The sequence below is a fragment of the Chimaeribacter sp. YP20170169 genome, from assembly GCF_056739715.1.
The window spans coordinates 2300915-2322816 of sequence record NZ_CP176824.1; the positions used below are offsets into that span (position 1 = coordinate 2300915).

Here is a 21902-nt window from a genome sequence, read left to right on the forward strand (position 1 = left end):
TCTCTCCTCTGTTAATGTTCCAGTATACGCGCCAGCGGGCCGATGACCTAGCGGCCTGCTTTCCCCTCTGCCGGGGTTCTGTGGTAGGCTGGCTGCCTCTTTTTTGCCGCCCCGGCGGCAGGCCGCTGAGATTGCTTGAGATCATGTGCACGACCACCACCCTCGACTATACCCCTGATGCGCTGCTGACGCGTTTTGCCCCCCTCTCCTCCCTGCCGTGGGCGATGCTGCTGCACTCTGGGCAGGCGGATCACCTGCATAACCGCTTCGATATTCTGGTGGCAGACCCCTGCGCCACGCTGGTGACGCAGGGGGCCTCCACCGTGATTGAGGATATGACCGGCACGCGCGTGAGTGATGCCGATCCCTTCATGCTGGTCAGGGAAGCCATGGCCGCGCTGGGCGTGACGCCGACCGCCGAGGCGGATTTGCCGTTCCAGGGCGGTGCGCTGGGGTTGTTTGGCTACGATCTCGGCAGACGGGTGGAGGCACTGCCGACGCAGGCGGAGGCCGATCTACGTGCGCCGGATATGGCGGTCGGCATCTATGACTGGGCGTTGATCGCGGATCACCATCGCCAGCGCCTGACGCTGGTGTGCCTTGGCGATCGGGATGCCCGCCTCGCCTGGCTGGCGCGCCACGCCGCCCTGCCCGCGCCAGTGGCGGATTTTCGCCTGACCGGCGAGTGGCAGGCCAACCTGAGCCGCGAGGGCTATGGCGAGCGTTTCCGCCGGGTACAGGCCTATTTGCGTAGCGGCGACTGTTACCAGATCAACCTGACCCAGCGCTTCTCTGCCCCCTACCAAGGCTGTGAGTGGCAGGCTTTCACCTGCCTTAACGCCAGCAACCGCGCGCCCTTCTCCGCCTTCCTGCGCCTGCCGCAACAGGCGGTGCTGAGCGTCTCGCCGGAGCGCTTCCTGTGGCTGGAGCAGCAGCAGATCCAGACCCGCCCCATCAAGGGCACATTGCCACGGCTGGCTGACCCGGAGGCGGATGCCCGTCAGGCGGCGCGGCTGGCCGCCTCGGAGAAAGACCGGGCAGAGAATTTGATGATTGTTGACCTGCTGCGCAATGACATCGGCCGCGTCGCCGAGCCGGGCAGCGTGCGGGTGCCGGAGCTGTTCGTGGTGGAGCCGTTCCCGGCGGTGCACCATCTAGTGAGCACCATTACCGCCCGGTTGCCGGACGATCGCCATGCCACTGACCTGCTGCGCGCCTGCTTCCCCGGCGGCTCCATCACCGGCGCGCCCAAGGTGCGGGCGATGGAGATCATTGAGGAGCTGGAGCCGCAGCGCCGCAACGCCTATTGCGGCAGCATCGGCTACCTGAGCCTGTGCGGCGCGATGGACACCAATATCACCATCCGTACGCTGCTGGCCGAGCAGGGGCGGCTATACTGCTGGGCTGGCGGCGGCCTCGTCGCCGACAGCGACGAGCAGGCGGAGTACCAGGAGACCTTTGACAAGGTGGCACGCATCCTGCCGCAACTGCGCGACCACGCCCGGCAACCGGAGAGGGACACTACCGAATGAGTGCTGACTATACGCTGGATGAGTTCATTACCCGCTTTATGCTGCAACAGCCCGCCCCGGCGCGGCCGCCGCGCGCGGTGCGTCAGGCGGCGGTGCTGCTGCCGGTGGTCTGCCGTCCAGCGCCGACGCTGCTGCTGACCCGCCGTGCCGACACGCTGCGCAAACATGCCGGACAGGTCGCCTTTCCCGGCGGCTCGGCTGATCCCGACGATCGCTCGCTGATCTTCACCGCGCTGCGCGAGGCGCACGAGGAGGTGGGCATCCCGCCTGAGGCGGTGCAGGTGCTGGGGCAACTGGGGCCGGTCGAAAGCTCCACCGGCTTTCAGGTCACGCCGGTGGTGGGGCTGGTGTCGCCGGATATCGTGCTGCAACCCAATGCCGATGAGGTGGCAGAGGTGTTTGAGATTCCGTTGCAGGAGGCGCTACGGCTGTCACGCTATACGCCGCTGGACATCGAGCGGCGCGGCATTCGCCACCGCATCTATTTAAGCTGGTATCAGCAGCAGTTTGTCTGGGGCATGACCGCTGGCATCATCCGTGAACTGTCGCAGCATGTCGGCCGTCCAGAGGACGGATATAGCATGAACAGCTCCCCACTCGCGCCCTGAGCATCACGTCATCCTCTGCCATCGCCTTTTTGTGCGCAATCTTGCTGATTATGCATAGAGGAAGGCGATCCCTGTCACCGTATTTATGGTAATCTTCTGTATATTAGCCTCCTGACCTAATTTGCTACTGTAAAAATCCCTGTTTTTTGTATGAGAAACTGCTCATTGCCTGTGTCGCGGTGTTTTGTGATCTTTTTTTCACCACCCAGCCGCTGCGCACGGATGCGTTTATTTCATGCGAAAAGGGGTTTGGGTGCAGGGCGGCAACACTACAATAAGCATGATGGCTGCTTTTTATACAGCCCCCCGTTTTTCCCCGTGAAGGAGTTTGAGTGTGATCAGCGTTTTCGACATGTTTAAGATCGGCATTGGCCCGTCGAGTTCCCATACTGTTGGGCCTATGAAAGCGGGCAAACAGTTCACTGATGATCTGGTCAGCCGCGATCTTTTGCCTGCCGTAACCCGTATCGCCGTTGAGGTTTACGGGTCGCTCTCCCTGACCGGCAAGGGCCACCATACTGATATCGCCATTATCCTCGGACTGGCCGGCAACCTGCCGGACAGCGTGGACATTGACGGTATCCCGGCGTTCATCCGCGACGTGACCGAGCGCCAGCGGCTGCTGCTGGCCAATGGCCGCCATGAGGTAGAATTCCCGCGTGAGGGCGGCATGATTTTCCGTCAGGACAACCTGCCGCTGCATGAGAATGGGATGCAGATCCACGCCTACGCGGGCGAGGAGTGCATCTACAGCAAGACCTACTACTCCATCGGCGGCGGCTTCATCGTCGATGAGGAGCACTTCGGCCAGGCGGACACCCATGAGATCGCCATGCCCTACCCCTTCAACCACGCCAGCGACCTGCTGGCGCATTGCAGCCAGACCGGGCTGTCGCTCTCCGGGCTGGTGATGCAGAACGAGATCGCGCTACATGGCAAGGCGGAGATTGAGCGCTACTTTGGCCAGATCTGGCAGACCATGCGCGCCTGCATCGACCGTGGCCTGAACACGGAGGGCGTGCTGCCCGGCCCGCTGCGGGTGCCACGCCGCGCCTCCGCGCTGCGCCGGATGCTGGTGGCCTCGGACAAGCTCTCCAGCGATCCGATGAACGTCATTGACTGGGTGAATATGTTCGCGCTGGCGGTCAATGAGGAGAACGCCGCCGGTGGCCGGGTCGTGACCGCGCCAACCAACGGTGCCTGCGGCATCGTGCCGGCGGTGCTGGCCTACTACGACCACTTCATTGAGCCGGTGTCGCCTGAGATCTATGTCCGCTACTTTATGGCGTCCGGGGCCATTGGCGCGCTCTACAAGATGAATGCTTCCATCTCCGGCGCGGAGGTGGGTTGCCAGGGTGAGGTGGGCGTCGCCTGCTCGATGGCCGCTGCCGGTCTGGCGGAGCTGCTGGGTGGAAGCCCGGAGCAGGTGTGTGTCGCTGCTGAGATTGGCATGGAGCACAATCTGGGGCTGACCTGTGACCCGGTCGGCGGCCAGGTGCAGGTGCCGTGCATTGAGCGTAACGCCATCGCCTCGGTGAAGGCGATCAACGCCGCGCGTATGGCGCTGCGCCGCACCAGCGCGCCGCGCGTCTCCCTCGACAAGGTGATCGAAACCATGTACGAGACCGGCAAGGACATGAACGCCAAATACCGCGAAACCTCGCGCGGCGGCCTCGCCATCAAGGTCCAGTGTGACTGATTGATTCCCGGCGGCCCCCCCGTCGGGTTTTGCCGGTCACCCCCACGCGGTGGCCGGTTCTCTTCCCCTTCCTCTGACGCATCTATCAATATTATTGATATTTTTCCTGCTTGCGCGCGCGGGAATCCTATAATTTTGTGCACGGGATGCCGGCCAGTGCGGCGGCCTTCACGCCCTCCTGCTCCCTTTCGCAGCCGGGCGTCCGGGGCTGCCCGCCTGTTCACGGCCAGCCAGACCATAAGAATAAGGGATTGCGCTATGCTGACGCCTGTTGACGCCATCGCCAAATACCGTTTCTACCGCTGGAGTCTGGCGGCCGCCATTGGCCTGCTGACCTTGCTGTTGGTGTTGGCGCTGCGTTTTTATGAAGAGAGCCGCCGCATCGCCCATAGCCAGCAGGGGCTGGTGGCGCACACGGTACAGCAGCTGGATATGTTGATTGCGCCAGTGGATCGGGTGCCGCTTGGCTTTGATGCTTTCTATGGCATGGACTGCCCGCAGATCCAGCCCAAATTGATGCAGCAGGCGGCGGCGCTGCAAACCCTGCGCTCAATTGTGCTGGTGCGGGATGGCCGGTTGGTCTGCTCTAGCCTGCGCGGTACGCTCAACCAGCCCTTTACCGCCATCCTGCCGGTTCTGCCGCCCAAGGATCGGCAGCTGGTGCTGATCCATGCCGACGAGCCGGCCCTGCGTGAGCCGCTGATGCTGCTGTGGAAATCCTTCGGCCCGCGTGATGACAGCGGCCAGATCTACATCTTCAATATCCGGCTGCTGACCGGTTTCCTGCTGGAGCCGCAGCCGCCCTATGCCGACCGGCTGGTGCTGAATGTCTCGGGAAATAGCCTGGAGTACCACAAAGCCACGCTGACCTCCCCCCAGGAGCTGCATGAGACGCCGCAGTTTACCTGGCACTCCGCGCGCTACCCCTTCTCCATATCACTCTATGCGCTCTCCGCGCACCGGCTGGCGGCCACCCAACTCTACCAGCACCTGCCGCTGGCGCTGCTGCTCAGCCTGCTGGTGGCGGGCGCGGCCTGGCTGGCAGCCGGACGGCGCATGACGCTGGCCCATCCGCTGGGCTATGCCCTGGCCCATCAGGAGTTCGCCGTCTTCTGCCAGCCGATTGTCGATTGCCACAGCGAGCGCTGCGTCGGCATTGAGACGCTGCTGCGTTGGGACAGCCCGCGCTATGGCGCGGTGCCACCGAATGTCTTTATCCCGCTGGCGGAGGAGCATGGCCTGATTGTGCCCCTCACCCGCTACCTGATGGAGCAGGTGGCGCAACAGATTGCCCTCTTCCCGGCCAGCGCGGATTTTTATATCAGCGTCAATGTCGATTCGCGCCACTTTGAGCGCCAGCAAATCGTGCGCGACATTGAGCAGGTATGGCTCCCCTGCCAACCACAGCCGACGCTGATGGTGGAGCTAACCGAACGCAGTACGTTGGCAGAGATTGACCCCGGCCTGATCGCGCGACTCAAGGCGCTGGGGGTGCTGCTGGCGATTGATGATTTTGGCACCGGCCACAACGCCTTGAGTACCCTGAAGGCGCTCAACCCGGATGCGCTGAAGATCGAGCAGGGCTTCACCGCCGCCATCGGCACTGACGCGGTCAACGCCACCGTGACGGACATGATCATAACCCTGGCGCAGCGGCTGAACCTGAAACTAGTGGTGGAGGGGGTGGAGACGGCGGAGCAGATCGCCTACCTGCGCGAACGGCAGGTGGAGGCGGTGCAGGGTTACTACTATGCGCGGCCCATGCTGCTCACCGCCTTCCCGGCGTGGCTGGCGGCATTTGACGCCGCCCGCGGCCGATAAAAAAACAGCGGCCGGTTGGCCGCTGTGTGCGTTACTCTTGCTCGGCGTCGGCCTCCGGCAGCCGTTCGACGTAGATGAGATCGATGCGGTAGTCTGACACTTCGCGGATCTCAAAGCGGAAGTTGTGCAGCTCCAGCACGTCGCCCGCCTGCGGCATCTGGCCAATATGCGACAGCAGCAGGCCAGCCAGTGAGGCGTAATCCTCGGAGGGGCTGACCAGCTCGGAACAGTTCAGCGCCTGCTCCAGCGAGTGCACATCCGCCCCGCCCTTCACCAGCCAGCCTTTGCCTTCCGGTACGATGTCCGGCGTCTCATCCTCGTCCGGGAATTCACCAGCGATCGCTTCCAGTACATCCAGCGGCGTCACCAGTCCCTGCACCACACCGAATTCGTTGCTGACCACCACCAGCCGCCCTTTGGCGCGGCGCAGCACGGCCAACAGGTTGATGACGTCCATGGTCTCCGGCACGATGATCGGCGGGGTCTGGGCGGCAAAGGCGACGATATCCTCGCCCTGCTCCAGCGCCACCAGCAGATCCTTGGCGCGCACCACACCCACCACCTCATCCAGCGAGCCACGGCAGACCGGGAACAGGCTGTGCGGCGTGTCCAGCAACTGCCCGCGGATCTCCTCTGGCTGGCGATCGGCATCGACCCAGGAGATGTCAGTACGCGGCGTCATCACGCTGCGCAGTGAGCGGGAGGCCAGCGTCAGGACGCCACTGATCATATAGCGCTCCTCTTCGGCAAAGGCCTCCACCACCGGCGTGTCGTTTGGCTGCGCTGGCTCGGCGGCGTCACTTTGGCGGCGGCCGCCCATCAGGCGCATGATCGCCTCGGCGGTGCGCTCACGGCGCGGGCGGCGCGACTCATGCTTGAGGAAGTTGCGGCGCGCAATCTGGTTGAACAGCTCAATCAGGATGGAGAAGCCGATGGCCGCGTAGAGGTAGCCTTTCGGAATGTGGAAGCCAAAGCCCTCTGCCACCAGACTCAGGCCAATCATCAGCAGGAAGCTCAGGCAGAGCACCACTACCGTCGGGTGGGCATTGACGAAGCGCGTCAGTGACTTTGAGGCCACCAGCATCACGCCCATCGCGATCACCACCGCGGTCATCATCACCGCCAGATTGTCCACCATCCCGACGGCGGTGATCACCGCGTCCAGCGAGAAGACGGCGTCCAGCACCACAATTTGCAGCACCACCAGCCAGAAGCTGGCATAGCCGCGGTTGTTCTCGCCATTGCCATGTTGCCCCTCCAACCGCTCATGCAGTTCGGTGGTGGCCTTGAACAGCAGGAACACCCCACCAAACAGCAGAATCAGGTCGCGTCCAGAGAAGCTCAGGCTACCGATGGCGAAGAGTGGCGTAGTCAGGCGCACCAGCCAGGAGATCAGTGACAGCAGGCCCAGACGCATCACCAGCGCCAGCGACAGGCCAATCAGCCGCGCCTTGTCACGCTGCTTTGGCGGCAGCTTGTCCGCCAGGATGGCGATGAACACCAGGTTGTCGATGCCGAGCACAATCTCCAGCACCACCAGCGTCAGTAAACCGGCCCAGATTGAGGGATCCAGCAAAAATTCCATGTCAGACTCCAGAAAGTGAACGGGTTAACGGGCAAAAACCAGCCAGACCATGCGCCGCCAGACGCAGGGGCGCCCACGGGTGGTCATGGCAGGGGGAGGCGTTGAACAGTGGGGTGAAGCGGAAGATCGTGCGTGTTTCGCGGCAGGCCGGCAGCAGGCGATCAATAAACAGAGAGCGACGTCGGTGACAGTCCATAAAGTGGGTTAAACCCTGTACTCCTCGTGATAATAAGAACCGGCACTGTATCAGCATTTTTATTTACCAGCCATATCCCCTGTTTACAATTTGAATCACCTGGTCATGAACGTGACACTTTTTACACTGTTTTACATTGAATTGACGCATCAACAAATAACGGAGCGGCATCACATAAAATATTTTTTTACTGACTAAAATAAATGGGGTTGCTAACGCCTGTTGTTCATCCAACTGAAAATATTAGGGTATTTATTATTTCTTCGCCTTTTCGCCAGGGTGGAGCGGGCGTTGTTTTATCCCATAAAAGCCAGCCGGACGGCAGCCCGAAAAGGGGTGCCGCCGGAATAGACCCACAGGAGGTAGCGAGTGAGCATTGCTATTATCATCGGCACGCACGGGCAGGCGGCCGAGCAATTGCTGAAAACCGCGGAGATGGTATTGGGGGCGCAGAGCAATGTGGCCTTTATCGATTTCGTCCCCGGCGAGAATGCAGAAACCTTGATCGACAAATACCAAGCGATCGTCCAGACCCTGGATACCCAAGAGGGCGTGCTGTTTTTGGTGGATGTCTGGGGCGGCAGCCCGTTCAATGCCGCCAGCCGGGTAGCGCACAGCGAAGAGCATTATGAAGTGGTCACCGGGGTGAATGTCCCGATGCTGGCCGAAACCTTTATGGCACGTGATGATAACCCAACGCTGGAGGCGTTGACGCGGGTGGCGCTGGAGAGCGGCCGGCAGGGGGTCAAGGCGCTCAAGACCCTGGAACTGGAGCCGGAGGTGAGCGCGCCCACCGCGGAGGCGACGAAGCCGCCGCCCGCGGCCCCAGCCAGCACGCCACCCGCTGGCCCCGGCGGCCACATGCAGATTGGGCTGGCGCGCATTGATGACCGCCTGATCCACGGCCAGGTGGCGACCCGCTGGACCAAGGAGACGCGGGTGTCACGCATTATCGTGATCAGCGATGAGGTGGCGGCCGACACCATGCGCAGTACCCTGCTGAAGCAGGTCGCCCCGCCGGGCGTCACCGCCCATGTGGTCGACGTCGCCAAGGCGGTGCGCGTCTACAACAACCCGAAATATGCCAACGATCGCGTAATGCTGCTGTTCACCAACCCTACGGATGTGCTGCGGGTGGTGCGCGAGGGCGTGACCATCACTTCCGTCAACATTGGCGGCATGGCCTATAAAATCGGCAAGAAGCAGTTGACCAATGCCGTCTCCGTCGATGATCAGGACGTCAGCGCCTTTAAGGCGCTGAACGAGCGTGGCATCGAACTGGAGGTGCGCAAGGTCGCCAGTGACAGCCGGCTCAAAATGATGGATTTGATCAACAAGGCCAGCGCCTGACGCGCGGCGACGCAACCCCACCCAACCGGGCCATTGGCCTGAAGGAGAGAGTGTATGGAGATCTCCACCCTACAAATCGTTTTAATCTTTATCGTCGCCTGCGTCGCTGGCATGGGATCGGTGCTGGATGAGTTCCAGGTTCACCGCCCGCTGGTGGCCTGTACCCTGATTGGCATGGTGCTGGGCGACATGAAAACCGGCATCCTGATTGGCGGCACGCTGGAGATGATCGCCCTTGGCTGGATGAACATCGGTGCCGCGGTGGCACCCGATGCCGCGCTGGCGTCGATCATCTCGACCATTCTGGTGATCGCTGGCGGGCAGTCGATTGGCGCTGGCATCGCGCTGGCCATTCCGCTGGCCGCTGCCGGACAGGTGCTGACCATCATTGTGCGTACCCTGACGGTGGCCTTCCAGCACGCCGCCGACAAGGCTGCCGAACGCGGCAGTTTGACCGGCATCACCTGGCTGCACATCTCGGCGCTGATCTTGCAGGCCATGCGCATCGCCATTCCGGCGGCGATTGTTGCCGTGTCGGTGGGCACCGCCGTGGTCAATGACCTGCTCAGCTCCATCCCGGAGGTGGTCACCAGCGGCCTGAACATTGCCGGTGGCATGATCGTGGTGGTCGGCTACGCGATGGTGATCAACATGATGCGCGCCGGCTACCTGATGCCCTTCTTCTACCTGGGCTTCGTCACCGCTGCTTTCACCAACTTCAACTTGGTGGCGCTCGGGGTGATCGGCATCGTGATGGCGATCCTCTATATCCAGCTCAGCCCGAAATATAACCGCCCGGCCGGCACCCAAGCTGCCGCGCCTGCCAATAACGATCTCGATAACGAACTTGATTAACAGGGGCAATCCGATGAGTGAGCACCAAAACCCACAAACCACGACGCCCGACCAGAAGAAACTGACCTCCGGCGACGTACGCGACGTGTTCCTGCGCTCCAACCTGTTTCAGGGCTCCTGGAACTTTGAGCGGATGCAGGCGCTGGGCTTCTGCTTCTCCATGGTGCCGGTGATCCGTCGCCTCTACCCGGAGAACTCCGAGGAGCGCAAGCAGGCGATTAAACGTCACCTGGAATTTTTCAACACCCACCCCTACGTGGCCGCGCCGGTGCTGGGCGTCACCATGGCGATGGAGGAGCAGCGTGCCAACGGCGCGCCCATCGACGACGGCGCGATCAACGGCCTGAAGGTGGGCCTGATGGGGCCGCTGGCTGGCGTCGGCGACCCGATCTTCTGGGGCACGGTGCGGCCAGTGTTCGCAGCGCTGGGCGCCGGGCTGGCGATGACCGGCAGCCTGCTCGGGCCAGTGCTGTTCTTTGTACTGTTCAACCTGCTGCGGCTGGTGACGCGCTACTACGGTGTCGCCTATGGCTATCGCAAGGGGGTGAACATCGTCAATGACATGGGCGGCGGCTTCCTGCAAAAGATGACCGAGGGGGCATCAATCCTCGGCCTGTTTGTGATGGGGGCGCTGGTTAACAAGTGGACGCATGTCAACATCCCACTGGAGGTGTCGCGCATCACCGATCAGGCCGGCAACACCACGGTCACCACGGTACAGACTATCCTCGACCAGCTGATGCCGGGGCTGGTGCCGCTGCTGCTTACCTTCGGCTGCATGTGGCTGCTGCGGCATAAGGTCAATGCGCTGTGGATTATCATTGGCTTCTTCGTGATTGGCATCCTCGGCTACGCCGTTGGCCTGTTTGGTTTGTAATCCCCCTGCCGGGAGCCTGGCTCCCGGCCTCTCTGAGGAGCACCCATGACCCTGACGAATGGCCTGCTGCTGTTGGGTATCACCCTGTTGCTGGCCTATGCCCTGTGCCTGGAGTGGTGGTTGCCGCGCCGCCGGGGTAACACCTTGTTGCAGGTTAACTTATTGCGAAAGAACCGGCTGGATAGCGTGATCTTTATCGTGCTGCTCGGTATCGTGATTTACCGCCATTTTTCCGGCCAGGGTGATCCCCTTACCCTCTATTTACTGACCTTCCTGTTAATTGCCACGCTCTATATTTCTTTTGTCCGTCGGCCCAAATTACTGTTTAAACCGCAGGGGTTTTACTACGCCAACTGGTTCATTTCCTATACGCGCATTCGTCATCTTCATTTATCTGAGCAGGGAGTGTTATTCATTCAACTTGAAAATCGTGCGCTGCCAATCCACGTACAACATATAAGCGATCTCGAGAACATAAAAAACATTCTCTATAAAAATCAAAATATTACATAAAAACAAAAATATAGCCAAGGCTATATTCCAATTATAGCTTTGGCTATATCTGCTTTTATTTTCAACACTTCTGCCGTTTTTCCTGCACGCAGGCTAATCATTATTTTATTTTCTATTCCCGCCCGAAGTTGGTGGTTATTTAACCACGGTATATGCGGGGACGTTTACCCATATAGATTTAGTGTTGTCTGGGGCAGAAATAATATGCTAATGTTGCGCCGTCATTGGGGAGTAGCCGGTTTCTGAACACTCTATTTCAGAAACGCCCGCATCAACATACTCGTTTTTTTCTAAAACGTGGTGCGGGCAGCCAGGTAAGGTTGGCGAGACCATAGGCATGTAACTCCGTCAATAGGTTCGGGGGTGGGTTACGTGCGTATGAAGGCACCCGGCCGAGGCTTTTTCCATGAATCTTTCCGCAACGCTCATCCTTGCTTTTGGCATGTCTATGGACGCTTTCGCCGCGTCAATTGGCAAGGGCGCCACTTTGCATCGTCCGCGTTTCCGTGAAGCATTCCGCACCGGGCTGATCTTTGGCGCCATTGAAGCCATCACCCCGCTGATTGGCTGGGGCCTGGGGCTGATGGCCAGCCGCTACATTATGGAGTGGGATCACTGGGTGGCCTTTGGCCTGCTGTTTATCCTCGGTGCCCGTATGGTGATGGAGGGGCTGAAAACCCCGGATGTCGCCGAACCCTGCAAAGATTGCCACAGTTTCTGGGTACTGGCCGCCACCGCCGTTGCCACCAGCCTCGACGCTCTGGCGATTGGCGTCGGCCTGGCCTTCCTGCAAGTCAATATCATCCATACCGCGCTGGCGATTGGCATGGCCACCATGGTGATGGCGACGCTCGGTATGTTGATTGGCCGTTTTATCGGCCCGATGCTCGGCAAACGGGCAGAGATCATTGGCGGGCTGGTGCTGATTGGCATCGGCAGCAACATCCTGTTGCAGCACCTCGGCCTGATGGCCTGATCAGGCGTCCGGTTGCCGCTGGTGCAGCCGGATGACGAAATCCGTTTCACACGTCAGGCCGCTGCTTCCCAACGCCTGACGGGTCTCCTCACTGGCGCGCCAGGCAAAGGGCGTCATCTGCAACAGCTGTAATGCCTCCGGCCCCGTCAGCGTCAGGGTATATCCCAGCGACTGCTGATCGACACGCGTAAACCCTTCCAGCTGCTCATCCTGCTCCACATGCAACTGTACCTGTGAGTAGATGGCCGCCTTCAGCTGCAACAGGTGGCGCGGCCCTGGTGCGACCGTCAGCACATAGCCGCCCGGCTTGACGGTACGCGCCAGCTCCGCCGCATTGCACGGAGCATAGATGCGCACCACGGCGTCCAGCACACTCTCCTCAAATGGCAAACGCTGGCTGGAGGCCACGCAGAAGTTGACCTGCCGGTAGCGTTTGGCGGCATGGCGCACCGCCACCTTGGCAACGTCCAGTCCATACAGCGTAAGGGTGCGCCGCGCGCCCAAGCGGTCTGCCAGCGCCGCAGTGTAGTAGCCCTCGCCACAGCCGATGTCCAGCACCGCCTGCGCTTCGGCTGGCAGTGCCGGATCGAGCAGATCACACACCCGTTGTTGCAGCGGCTGGTAGTGGCCCGCGTCGAGGAAGTCGCGGCGCGCCTGCATCATCTCCGCACTGTCGCCGGGTTGCTTTGAGCGTTTATGCTGCACCGGCAGCAGATTGACATACCCCTCTTTGGCGCGGTCAAACTGGTGGTTATTTTCACAACGCCATTGTTGATGGTTCTGCCGCAGCGGCAGGTGACAGAGGGGACACTGATAAGCCATGAGAGATTCCGTAAGCGCGGCATGTTGCCGCCAGTCAATAAGGCGGCCAGTCTAATCAACCACGCCGGCCCGTGCAACCGATGGGGCTAGCCAAGGCAGTGGCTGGCTAGCTACACTGCCCTTTTCCCCCTGCTGCCCGGATGGCCTATGGAATCGTTCTCTCCCCTGCTTGACGCAATCCCTGCCCTGCGCCACGGCTTCGGCCACAAGCGCGCCCTGATGCCGGAGGTACTGCAACCCTGGCGCGCCACCGCCCCCGAGAAAAAGCAGGTGCATGGCACCCGCATTATCGAGGTGAGCCAGCCACAGCAGCCGTGCGGTGAGGCGGACGGGCTGTTTACCCGCCAGCCGGGCATCCTGCTAACGGTACTGACCGCTGACTGCCTGCCGGTGCTGTTCAGCCGCCGCGACGGCACGGCGATTGGGGTGGCGCACGCGGGCTGGCGCGGGCTGGTCGAGGGGATTCTGGAGCAGATGGCGGCGCACATTGCGCAAGACGATCACCCGTCACAGTGGGTGGCGGCGATTGGCCCGGCGGCCCATGCCTGCTGTTATGAAGTGAGTGAGGAGCTGGTTGAGACGTTCCGTCAACGCTTGCCGACGCTACCGGCAGAGTGGATGACACCACGGCCACGCCACCTTGACCTACCGGGCATCGCCGCCGCCAAGCTGCGGGCGCTAGGCTTTGCGACGGTGGATAATCTGGCACCCTGCACCATCTGCCAGCGCAGCGCGCAGCCAGAGGGGCCGCACTTCGCCTTTACCAGCTACCGCCGCAATAGCCACCGGCGCGCGGCCGATCCGGCTCACCCTGGCATCAAGGGCCGTAACCAGCACTCAGGGCTGGTGATCCTGCCGCCATAACGCGCCCACAAAAAAACCCGCACTTGGCGGGTTTTTTTACAGCTGACGCTGCTTAGATTGCAGTTACGTTAACTGCAGACGGGCCTTTCTGGCCGTCTTGGATTTCGAACTCAACGTTCTGGCCTTCAGCCAGGGTCTTGAAGCCGTTACCCTGGATAGCAGAGAAGTGTACGAACACGTCTTTGCTGCCGTCAGCTGGGGTGATGAAACCGAAACCTTTAGACTCGTTGAACCACTTAACTTGACCTTTGATCTTTGCCATCTTGAGTATTTCCTTTGGATTGTTTAAACCGCCCGTGGGCGTTACATAGACAAACTAGAGTCGTTACTGCTTGAGGCACTAAGATAAAAATCGGCAGAGAAGCGGTATTCAACGTGAACGTCTTTACTCAGAACTTCTTTACTGAAAATGCCACACATATACAGAACTGTACCTCGTTTTACCCAGATGCGTTATCACATACATTGATATTAATGGCAAGCCATTTTTAATCAGCGATGGATATGTCGCACATATTTGAGACGGTTAAACGCGTTGACCATGCCCTTAAGCGAAAATAAGTTGATAGCCACGCTATTTTCTGCTCTGTATTTGACGCCTTCCGCCGGGGTGGTTGATTCCCTTCCCATACGGCTAAGCAATAACAACCCTGCACTAATTATTGATCATTTATCTGCCAACCGTAAGCAGAAAACATCCAAAAATGATAATTATTATGGAAATTGATAGACTTAGAATGGTTTAGCTGCGCCAATTGGGCACTTTTGAGCAAAAATTATTTGACCAAAGGGCTGGGGCAGTCTACCTAACAGGTTGAAATATTAAGCAATTGACTCAATTGGTTACCTACTCCCCCTGACCACCCCATTCTGTTCTCAGCCATCCTCACCGATCATGCAGTGGCAAGGCACCATTTTCGCTACAGCCTGCGCCAGTGCTGGCAGCGGTTCACTGATGCCATCCTTACCCTAACTCTATGACAGCTTGATGAAAAGTGGTTTTTTTTGCCCAAAGGGGCGTGTCTACGGCTGTGGGCGAGGTTATGCGCCGTCATGGCCCTTGAAGCTCCCTAAATTGGTGCAGCCTGCTGCCACGGCATTTTCAGATTTTTACCTACCACTGTTGGACGCATCGTTACCTGCCAAAAATGTGCCAGGCAAATAGTGCTGATGAAAAAACCCTATTATCTTTGACTGAATTGCGTCGCTTAAATGAATATCGCATAACAACCCCCATTATTTTCATAAGGGAAAAATGCAGGCATATATTTATAGGTATAAATTTTGGCTTATTATTTTTCCTGCTTTATCACCGTGCTTATATTAATAAAAAAGGTGCCGGAAAATAGTCATTCATTAAAAAATTTTTTGTATGATGATTGTTTATCAGGCTGTGATCACTTTTTTGCCGCGAGTTGTCGGCCGCCCTGCTCACTTCCACTCAGATGACCCCGAAGGCGTCACAGCACGGGTCAGCCGGCTGATATCCCTACAATTAACGGGACTTTCGAACGATTGCGTGGTTACCTTAAGCCAAATGGGTATAGTTCTCATTAAAGTCAGTGACTTCAACAAATCTATAACATTTCACCAATAATTATCAGCCACATTTAATTTATCTTACGCCGGGCTTCCGGCGTAAATTGCCGATTGATACCCGTTAGCCCGCACCAGTGGTCAGCTCTCTGGCCCGGTTAAATTAATCCGGCCACCGATTTTCAGCGCACTGAACGCCTGCTCGGATATATTCTCCGCCAGAATGGCTTCGCGCAAAATTTCCGGTGGTTCGTCAAGGGATTCATCCGCTAATTCAAATACGCCCCAGTGAATGGGGATGGCGCGGCGGCAATTGAGTTGCCGAAACAACGCCGCCGATTGCTGCGGATCCATATGCTGTGGCCCCATGAACCAACGTGGTGCATAGGCCCCGATCGGCAACGCGGCCAGATCAAAGGGGCCAAAGCGTTCACCTATCTGTTGCAACAGTGGCGTATAGCCGCTGTCGCCAGAGAAGTAGAGGCGTTGGCGGGCAGTATTGATGACCCATCCACACCAGAGCGAGCGGTTGCGATCCCACAGGGTGCGCATACTCCAGTGCTGCGCTGGCACGCAATGGAAGGTCAGCCCCTGCTGTGGCGTTTCGTCCCACCAGTCCAGCTCCTTCACCTGGCGTGCACCCTGTCGCTGGAGCCACCGTTTCATCCCTAAGGGCACGAGAAAGCTCACATCAGGGAAACATTTAAGCAACTTTTTGACCGTTCGCTTGTCAAGATGATCATAGTGATTGTGCGAGAGAAGCACCGTGTCGATGGGCGGCAGTTGCTCGACGGTGACCACCGGCGGCGTCTTGCGCCTTGGCCCATAGAATGAGAGGGGCGAGGCGCGCTCAGACAGCGCCGGGTCGGTGAGGATATAGCGGCCATCCAGCCGGAACAGCAGGCAGGCATGGCCCAGCCACCAGGCGGCGTCTTCGCTGCCGCTGAAGTCGGGGGATTGCCACCAGTCGGCAATGAAGTGGGCATACCCCTTTTTCGGCGGCTTGGGTAGCCCCTGCCGTTTGCGCTCCTCCTGCCACCGCTTGAAGTCACCCTCGGCCCGTGTCTGGGCCTGCTGGGGATTGCGAAAACCTTCAGGGGTGTGGTGGGGCTTGTCAGCCTGATAGTAGGGGTTTTTATATCGCATGGTGCGCTCCTCTGCCCTTTCCCTCGGTGCGGGGCGCTGCACCGGGGAGTGAAGTCCTGAGCTGATCCGGGTGTGCGATCAAGGCACCCACCGGTCAGTTGCCTATGATCAATGGCCCGGTACGCCCTGTGGCGGCTGGTGCCTCACCGGGCCAAGGCCCGTTACCCAACTATGCAGTCAGGAGTGGTTATGAAGCAACAAGAGAGTACCCCCCACCCCGCGGCCAAACGGCGCCCCTCGCCGCTGGCGCGGCTGGGCCGGGCGGCACGCCAAGGCTGGCAGCGAAGCACCCTGCCCGCCAGCGGCCTGAAACTGGTGAAGTGGACAGCCAATGGTCTGGTGATGCTGCTGGTGATGCTGAGCGTGGTGGTGATTGACATCACCGCGACCCTGGCACGCGCGCTCTGTCGGCTGTTTGGCGAACGTGAGATACGCAACGCGGGCCACCACGCGCGCTGAGCGTCTATAAAAAAGCCAGCCCCTTGGGCTGGCTTTGCTGGCTGTTGGCCCTGTCAGGCCGCCATGCCACAGAGCTTGCTAAGATTGCGGGCACCTACCATCACGGTGGCAACATAAGATTGCCGCCGCGTCACGACCTCCACCGCCACACGCGTGCCTTTATAATTGACTAAGTAAGTTGAGGGCCAGCCCTGCCGGCGGGTGCCGTGGGCCTTTTCATGGCTGTCGATGGCGGCATGGGCCACGACCAGATGGGAGAGGGTTTTATCGCCTTTGATAATTCGCTTCATAATGGACTCCGCCTTAGACAAAACTGTCGTCATGAAGAAACATTAATCAGTTAAAAGGTCTGACTTTTTACTCTGCTTTCGCTCACCCTCTTTATATAGCGTATTTTCAGGCCTGTTGCAGCATAGGCATCTGACTTAACAGGAAACACTCCATCGCGGCGCGCAATGGGCAGGTGTGGTAAGCCAGCCATTCGCCACGCTCATTGGTAATGCAGGCAATCCATTGCTGGCCGGGGTTGTCGGTGGGAAAACGCAGGTTGATGCGATAGGTACAGATGATCGGCCAAGCATCGGCCGGATTGTTGCAATAATCCTTGCCCTTCATGCCGCCATAGGGATACCACTTGTCGGGATTTTCGCCCACCAGCTCGGCGATGGTGCGGTTAATGTCGCTATCTTGCTCTTCAGCCCAGTCAATCATAGGGTCCTCCTGATTCAGGTTGACCCAGCTTACGACGGCTTTACGTCACTTTTATGACACGTCAGGGAGGGAGGCGGTTAACGCTCTGGTACAAAGCGGAAGGGGGAGATCTCCTCCTCCGGCGGGGGAGTGCCAGCCTGGCGGTTGGCCAGCTGCATCAATAATTCGGTCTGGCGGCGCTGCTGCTCCGCGATCTCGGTGAGCAGCCGGATCTGCTCGTTGGCCCTGACGCTGGCGCGGTTCACCATAAACCAGATGACCAGCAGCAACAGCGCGCTGACCAGCGAGAGCGCCAGTGACGCCACGCCAGAAGATCCCGATAAAAACTCAAACATTGCCCGTCCTACTTACTCAATGACCAAACCCCTATCCTATACCGGCTGGCCGGTGCCGGACAACGCCCTAGAAGGGGATAAACGAGGTGACCGAGCACATGCCCAAGGTAAAGTTTCCCCCCTGGTCGCAGTAGCTGTTCAGCGCCAGCAGGTAAAGCGCGATACAGGCCGCGCCAATCAGCAATAACGTGCCCAAGGTTTTCAATTTCAAACAGCGCTCCACCCTTTCGTGGTTGAGAGAGGGTCAGGTTACGCCCCCTATCTTAAACCATGCTGTAACTGGCCGGTGATTGCCTGCCCCGGCTTTTCAGAGTGTTACCCTTTCCCTGTGGCCACCGACGCCGTAGAGTCGGGCGGATGGCCGGTTATCGGCCCGTCACAATCAGGAGAACGCATGCGGTTTGGTCTATTTTTCATTGCACTACTCTACGCCCTGTTTCTATTTTCAGGCTATGGCGTGCTGGTGGGCAGCGCGCAGAACGCGGCGGGCCTTGGCCTGCAGTGCCACTACCTGACCGCGCGTGGCGTGGTGAGCGCCCAGTACCTGCACTCTGACAGCGGCATCGTGGGCGTAAGCCAATGCCCGGTGCTGAAAAAGATGGCGGAAGTGGTGGAGTAGAGGGAAAAAACCCCGCAGCGCGGGGTTTGGGTTACTCCGTGGTCGGGGTAAACTTCAGGTCGATCAGCGCAATGGCCTTCTGGACGGCACGCTGGGTCACCAGATCGGCACCGGCGGGATGGCGGCTGAAATCGATGCTCTTCAACTGGTGGGACATTTTTTCGCGCACTTCAGCGGGCGCGATGATCTCAATCACATCCAAAATCTGCTTAATCACCAGTTGGCAGGCGACCAGGTCGGACACCAGCTCCTGATCCTGCGTCAACATCTCTGACATGGGTTACCTCAATCACAATTTTCTATAAAAGCATGGCCGCCAAGCATACCATGCGGCTGCCCTGCCCGCCAAAAGCGGAAAACCCGCCGTGGCGGGTTCTCCTGAACGCAGTTCGATTGGGGGGATTAGTTTGCGAGCGAAACCACCAGCCACGCTACCGAGCACCAAAAAGCAACACAACCGGCCAAAACATAGGACAAACGTGATTGAACCATATAGTGCATAACGACCTCCCAGCGACAACTGTTTTTATGAATATCGCCTCAGCGACTAAGATTAATCTTACACCATCCTCCACCTTTTGCCGCTGATCTGACAGCTAATTGTTCTGATAGGGCGTGGCTATTTTCCGAAATGCCAGTTCTGTCACAAAGCTGGCATCCCGTTGTGCATTCGAGTGGCAGAAGTTGAGAAAAATGTAACCCTGTTGTCCTGTTTTGGGGCATACGCCCGCGACGGCGGCAGCGACTGCCCGGGGCCGGCGGCGGCAACAATGGGCCGGCGGCGCTATGCTTACCCTGTGCGACCCCCTTTTTCCCGCTCGCACGGGAGTGATTAACAAGGAACCCTGAGCCATGTATGCGCTAATCCTGTCAATCTGTTACTTGGGTGGCGGTTGTGACGATCTGGTCATCGATGCGTTCAACACACAGCCACAGTGCCTGCGGGCTATGGAGGAGCAGCGCCTGCGCCACGCTGCCTGTATGCCGGTGGAGGACTTTATCGAAGGGTATGGGCTGCCTGCCCAGGAGCACGCTGAATTTTGATCGCCGGCAGAAATTTGCCCTAAACCACGCCACAGGGGTTGCCTGACGATCTACAGGTGTTAAATTGATGATAATTTAAACAAAGCCGAGGTGAGCATGAAGTTCTCGGAACATGAGATTCAGCCATTATGGGATGAGGTAACACGGATCATTGGCGAAGGGGTGATCCAACTGCGTCGCCAGCAGCAGCCGCTTAGCACGGCCGCGCTGGTGGATCTGCTGGTGGAGCAGCTGCACGCTAGCAGCAATACCCAGCGCCGCATCATGCTGGGCGCGGCCATTAATATGCTCAAGGATAAGAGTAAGGTGAATTAGCCTTGACGCTCGTCACTCATGGCCAGTGCCGAGGTCTTCAGGCACTTTTCCAGCACCACGTAGTCCTGGCCGTCCAGAAACAGGTAGTCATTGACCACCATCCAACGCACCATGGCGTCAAAATCATCCATCAGGGCGCGGGCGTTCGCCTCCTGTGGGTCGATGCGCTCGGCACTCTCCCCGCGGCAGAAGTAGTACTCATAGAGCGGTTCGGTGGCGAAGATGCTGCCGCTCGACTCCTCCTCATTGCTCAGGCGCTGGATCTGCCAGTCGCGCCGCTCCTCGCCCAACTGGCCGGTCGCCAGCGCGCGGTTGAGGGTCAGCAACGGGTTAAGGTCATGGGCTTGCGGCAGTGACGCCAGCAGGGCCTGGCGGATGATGCGGTACAACAGGGTAAAAGTGTTCATGCACGTAAACGCCTCTCTGGCGGCCACGAGGTGGCCTGGACACGCGGGTTATGCCGGGGGTGGCCCTGTGTTGTAGCAGCTGTCGAACGGCCTGACAATAGGCGTCAGTCCGGATCGCGGCGGTCACGTTGGGCGAAGATGAACATTCGCTGCGCCACCTCATCTGCCCCTTTGATCAGGGTAGTCTGTTTGGTGTTGGCCTGATTGACCGCTCGGTTGAACGCAATCTCATGGGCCTGCTCCACCAGCGCGATCACTTTGTCACGGGTAGGCTTGTCGATGGAACCCAACAGGGTGGTGATGATGGCCTGATAGGCATGGGAGGCGTAGGTCAGGCTCTGCTCACGCTGTTCCAGCGCCTCAATGCGGGCCGTTAACTCTTCTAGTGAAGCATGATTTTCCATGGCTGTTCCCTCTGAACGACGCCAGCGCCCGGAAAGACGCCTGCGGGTGGCGCACCCGCAGGCCATGTTGGACGTGACTGTTTAAAGTCTAGCAGAGGAAGCCGGGGGAGGATCTACCGGCGGGCGATGATCCAGACAGCGTGGATGATGCCGGGGATGTAGCCGAGCAGCGTCAACAGGATGTTCAACCAGAAGGCCCCGCCGAAGCCTACCTGCAAAAAGACGCCCAGTGGTGGCAAGATAATGGCGATAATAATTCGGATAAGATCCATGCAGCCTCTCCTTTTTGTTGTCAGCTACCTTAAGCCTAGCCGATTTCGCTGGTTATTCAAGGCTATACAAAATTTTACAAAGCGCTCCTGCTCTGGGGCAGCATAAGCGGCCAGGGGCCGGCCTCACGCATGGCCGGCATCCTGGCGACGATCGATAATGTTCTCCTGGTGGAACGTGACCTCCTGCCCTTGCCGCAGCTCCCAGAGGTCGACCGGGATATCCGTGGTAGGCGAGGCCACCACAATATTGCCAATCAAAGCATCGCCTTCCCGGCGACTCAGCATTACATCCAACAGATAGACGTGCCTCAGGTTTCGTGTCTCCAGCCGCACAATGTCCCCCACAATAACGTTGTGGCTGCCGGCCGGTTCCTGGCGGGTGAACTGCACATCCGTCGTCATGATTTCTCTCCTTTTTTTGTGTCTCCCTTTCAGCGTAGATGATGCTGCCGCACCTTGCCGCCGGATCTTTGTGATGATGGCGTGCGGCAGCGAGCAGTAACGCCCTTAACGATAGAGCGTGGCCTCTGCGACCCACTGGTCTGGTGCCTGCGTGGGTTCAACTTTGGAAACAAAATAGTAGTGTGCGCCCGCGGCATCGGCCTTTTTCTGGATCAGTTCCGCGGCGTTCATCGGATTGCCATAGACCGTGGCTGAGGCCACGCCAACGCGCGTCAGGTTAGCGGTCTGTTCACGGCGGATCTCCTGCGCATGGGCGCCGGGTGAGAGCGCCCCCATTGGCGCACTCTCCATGGTGCTGCAACCGGCCAGGCCGAGGGCGAACAGGGCAGGAATCAGGTGTTTTACATGCGGCATAATGTCACTCCCTTGGATGAAAGATCACCCAGCATACCGCCCTGCCCCAGTACGCCGCCACTGACTTTTTTCCAGCCCCTTGATACCGCAGCCTAAACAAAAGTTAAACGGAACTGTCATAATATTTGGGAGACACCTCA

Annotated in this window: 29 protein-coding genes and 1 riboswitch; of the genes, 14 read left to right on the forward strand and 15 right to left on the reverse strand. The window is 59.0% G+C overall.

Annotated features, from left to right (window positions below):
- The first annotated feature begins 143 nt into the window (after window positions 1–143).
- The 4 genes from pabB (at window position 144) to ACK3SD_RS10340 (ending at window position 5660) form a co-directional block, all read left to right on the forward strand.
- The gene (gene pabB / locus ACK3SD_RS10325) at window positions 144–1532 is read left to right on the forward strand and encodes an aminodeoxychorismate synthase component 1 (protein WP_481127533.1); all 1389 of its coding nucleotides are present in this window, start codon (window positions 144–146) and stop codon (window positions 1530–1532) included.
- Window positions 1529–2140, forward strand: a complete 612-nt coding sequence (locus ACK3SD_RS10330; protein WP_481125417.1) for a CoA pyrophosphatase — start codon at window positions 1529–1531, stop codon at window positions 2138–2140. The genes pabB and ACK3SD_RS10330 overlap by 4 nt, the downstream gene beginning before the upstream one ends.
- A 334-nt stretch (window positions 2141–2474) precedes the next feature.
- Window positions 2475–3839 (forward strand): L-serine ammonia-lyase, encoded by a 1365-nt coding sequence (gene sdaA / locus ACK3SD_RS10335; protein WP_137763476.1) that lies wholly within the window; start codon window positions 2475–2477, stop codon window positions 3837–3839.
- 258 nt (window positions 3840–4097) lie between these two features.
- Window positions 4098–5660 (forward strand): EAL domain-containing protein, encoded by a 1563-nt coding sequence (locus ACK3SD_RS10340; RefSeq protein ID WP_481125418.1) that lies wholly within the window; start codon window positions 4098–4100, stop codon window positions 5658–5660.
- A gap of 31 nt (window positions 5661–5691) precedes the next feature.
- On the opposite strand, the gene ACK3SD_RS10345 is transcribed toward ACK3SD_RS10340, so the two are convergent.
- A complete protein-coding gene (locus ACK3SD_RS10345) occupies window positions 5692–7245 on the reverse strand; it encodes a TerC family protein (RefSeq protein ID WP_481125419.1) in 1554 nt (517 codons plus the stop codon).
- A 565-nt stretch (window positions 7246–7810) separates the two neighbouring features.
- Between ACK3SD_RS10345 and manX the strand changes: the two genes are divergently transcribed.
- From manX to mntP, 5 genes are all read left to right on the forward strand, one after another.
- Window positions 7811–8791, forward strand: coding sequence for a PTS mannose transporter subunit IIAB (manX, locus tag ACK3SD_RS10350; RefSeq protein WP_481125420.1), 981 nt, complete (start codon window positions 7811–7813; stop codon window positions 8789–8791).
- 54 nt (window positions 8792–8845) lie between these two features.
- Entirely contained in the window at window positions 8846–9646 is an 801-nt protein-coding gene (locus tag ACK3SD_RS10355) for a PTS mannose/fructose/sorbose transporter subunit IIC (protein WP_481125421.1), read from the forward strand.
- A 13-nt stretch (window positions 9647–9659) separates the two neighbouring features.
- On the forward strand, window positions 9660–10523 hold the full coding sequence (locus tag ACK3SD_RS10360; protein ID WP_137763481.1) for a PTS mannose transporter subunit IID: 864 nt from the start codon (window positions 9660–9662) through the stop codon (window positions 10521–10523).
- Between the two features lie 45 nt (window positions 10524–10568).
- Window positions 10569–11036, forward strand: coding sequence for a DUF986 family protein (locus ACK3SD_RS10365; protein ID WP_481125422.1), 468 nt, complete (start codon window positions 10569–10571; stop codon window positions 11034–11036).
- 214 nt (window positions 11037–11250) lie between these two features.
- Window positions 11251–11432, forward strand: a riboswitch (yybP-ykoY riboswitch).
- A 10-nt stretch (window positions 11433–11442) separates the two neighbouring features.
- Window positions 11443–12012: a manganese efflux pump MntP gene (gene mntP / locus ACK3SD_RS10370; RefSeq protein ID WP_481125423.1), complete on the forward strand. Its 570-nt coding sequence runs from the start codon at window positions 11443–11445 to the stop codon at window positions 12010–12012.
- Here the strand turns inward: mntP and rlmA are convergent, their stop codons facing one another.
- Window positions 12013–12834: a 23S rRNA (guanine(745)-N(1))-methyltransferase gene (gene rlmA / locus ACK3SD_RS10375; protein ID WP_481125424.1), complete on the reverse strand. Its 822-nt coding sequence runs from the start codon at window positions 12832–12834 to the stop codon at window positions 12013–12015.
- Between the two features lie 147 nt (window positions 12835–12981).
- Between rlmA and pgeF the strand changes: the two genes are divergently transcribed.
- Window positions 12982–13698 carry a peptidoglycan editing factor PgeF gene (gene pgeF, locus ACK3SD_RS10380; protein WP_481125425.1) on the forward strand — a complete coding sequence of 239 codons (717 nt, stop codon included), beginning with the start codon at window positions 12982–12984 and terminating at the stop codon, window positions 13696–13698.
- A 52-nt stretch (window positions 13699–13750) separates the two neighbouring features.
- Here pgeF and cspE read toward each other — a convergent pair whose 3' ends face one another.
- The 3 genes from cspE to ACK3SD_RS10395 form a co-directional block, all read right to left on the reverse strand.
- Window positions 13751–13960: a transcription antiterminator/RNA stability regulator CspE gene (gene cspE, locus ACK3SD_RS10385; RefSeq protein WP_002221949.1), complete on the reverse strand. Its 210-nt coding sequence runs from the start codon at window positions 13958–13960 to the stop codon at window positions 13751–13753.
- 41 nt (window positions 13961–14001) lie between these two features.
- Window positions 14002–14118: a DUF2627 domain-containing protein gene (locus tag ACK3SD_RS10390; protein WP_072925258.1), complete on the reverse strand. Its 117-nt coding sequence runs from the start codon at window positions 14116–14118 to the stop codon at window positions 14002–14004.
- A 1257-nt stretch (window positions 14119–15375) separates the two neighbouring features.
- Entirely contained in the window at window positions 15376–16380 is a 1005-nt protein-coding gene (locus ACK3SD_RS10395; RefSeq protein WP_481125426.1) for an MBL fold metallo-hydrolase, read from the reverse strand.
- A 189-nt stretch (window positions 16381–16569) separates the two neighbouring features.
- Here ACK3SD_RS10395 and ACK3SD_RS10400 point away from each other — a divergent pair, with 189 nt between their 5' ends.
- Window positions 16570–16839, forward strand: a complete 270-nt coding sequence (locus ACK3SD_RS10400; protein ID WP_137763487.1) for a hypothetical protein — start codon at window positions 16570–16572, stop codon at window positions 16837–16839.
- 53 nt (window positions 16840–16892) lie between these two features.
- Here ACK3SD_RS10400 and ACK3SD_RS10405 read toward each other — a convergent pair whose 3' ends face one another.
- From ACK3SD_RS10405 to mgrB, 4 genes are all read right to left on the reverse strand, one after another.
- Window positions 16893–17129: a DUF4060 family protein gene (locus ACK3SD_RS10405; RefSeq protein WP_481125427.1), complete on the reverse strand. Its 237-nt coding sequence runs from the start codon at window positions 17127–17129 to the stop codon at window positions 16893–16895.
- Window positions 17130–17235: 106 nt separating this feature from the next.
- Window positions 17236–17550, reverse strand: coding sequence for a phage protein NinX family protein (locus ACK3SD_RS10410; RefSeq protein WP_137763489.1), 315 nt, complete (start codon window positions 17548–17550; stop codon window positions 17236–17238).
- Window positions 17551–17627: 77 nt separating this feature from the next.
- Window positions 17628–17885: a YebO family protein gene (locus ACK3SD_RS10415; protein ID WP_481125428.1), complete on the reverse strand. Its 258-nt coding sequence runs from the start codon at window positions 17883–17885 to the stop codon at window positions 17628–17630.
- A gap of 67 nt (window positions 17886–17952) precedes the next feature.
- A complete protein-coding gene (gene mgrB / locus ACK3SD_RS10420) occupies window positions 17953–18081 on the reverse strand; it encodes a PhoP/PhoQ regulatory lipoprotein MgrB (RefSeq protein ID WP_481127534.1) in 129 nt (42 codons plus the stop codon).
- 198 nt (window positions 18082–18279) lie between these two features.
- Between mgrB and ACK3SD_RS10425 the strand changes: the two genes are divergently transcribed.
- Window positions 18280–18504 (forward strand): YobH family protein, encoded by a 225-nt coding sequence (locus ACK3SD_RS10425; RefSeq protein ID WP_137763492.1) that lies wholly within the window; start codon window positions 18280–18282, stop codon window positions 18502–18504.
- Window positions 18505–18535: 31 nt separating this feature from the next.
- On the opposite strand, the gene ACK3SD_RS10430 is transcribed toward ACK3SD_RS10425, so the two are convergent.
- Complete coding sequence (locus tag ACK3SD_RS10430) at window positions 18536–18781, reverse strand: DUF2766 family protein (RefSeq protein WP_481125429.1); 246 nt, start codon at window positions 18779–18781, stop codon at window positions 18536–18538.
- Window positions 18782–19356: 575 nt separating this feature from the next.
- Here ACK3SD_RS10430 and ACK3SD_RS10435 point away from each other — a divergent pair.
- The gene (locus tag ACK3SD_RS10435) at window positions 19357–19548 is read left to right on the forward strand and encodes a YdfD/YebW family protein (RefSeq protein WP_481125430.1); all 192 of its coding nucleotides are present in this window, start codon (window positions 19357–19359) and stop codon (window positions 19546–19548) included.
- A gap of 96 nt (window positions 19549–19644) precedes the next feature.
- Window positions 19645–19863: a hypothetical protein gene (locus tag ACK3SD_RS10440; protein ID WP_481125431.1), complete on the forward strand. Its 219-nt coding sequence runs from the start codon at window positions 19645–19647 to the stop codon at window positions 19861–19863.
- Here the strand turns inward: ACK3SD_RS10440 and ACK3SD_RS10445 are convergent.
- From ACK3SD_RS10445 to bsmA, 5 genes are all read right to left on the reverse strand, one after another.
- Window positions 19860–20270 carry a hypothetical protein gene (locus ACK3SD_RS10445; protein WP_481125432.1) on the reverse strand — a complete coding sequence of 137 codons (411 nt, stop codon included), beginning with the start codon at window positions 20268–20270 and terminating at the stop codon, window positions 19860–19862. The genes ACK3SD_RS10440 and ACK3SD_RS10445 overlap by 4 nt on opposite strands.
- Window positions 20271–20374: 104 nt before the next feature.
- Window positions 20375–20674: a hypothetical protein gene (locus tag ACK3SD_RS10450; RefSeq protein ID WP_137763497.1), complete on the reverse strand. Its 300-nt coding sequence runs from the start codon at window positions 20672–20674 to the stop codon at window positions 20375–20377.
- Between the two features lie 113 nt (window positions 20675–20787).
- Complete coding sequence (locus ACK3SD_RS10455; protein ID WP_137763498.1) at window positions 20788–20946, reverse strand: YqaE/Pmp3 family membrane protein; 159 nt, start codon at window positions 20944–20946, stop codon at window positions 20788–20790.
- Between the two features lie 123 nt (window positions 20947–21069).
- Entirely contained in the window at window positions 21070–21348 is a 279-nt protein-coding gene (locus ACK3SD_RS10460; protein ID WP_481125433.1) for a hypothetical protein, read from the reverse strand.
- A gap of 105 nt (window positions 21349–21453) precedes the next feature.
- Window positions 21454–21762, reverse strand: a complete 309-nt coding sequence (gene bsmA / locus ACK3SD_RS10465; protein ID WP_481125434.1) for a biofilm peroxide resistance protein BsmA — start codon at window positions 21760–21762, stop codon at window positions 21454–21456.
- Window positions 21763–21902: the final 140 nt, after the last annotated feature.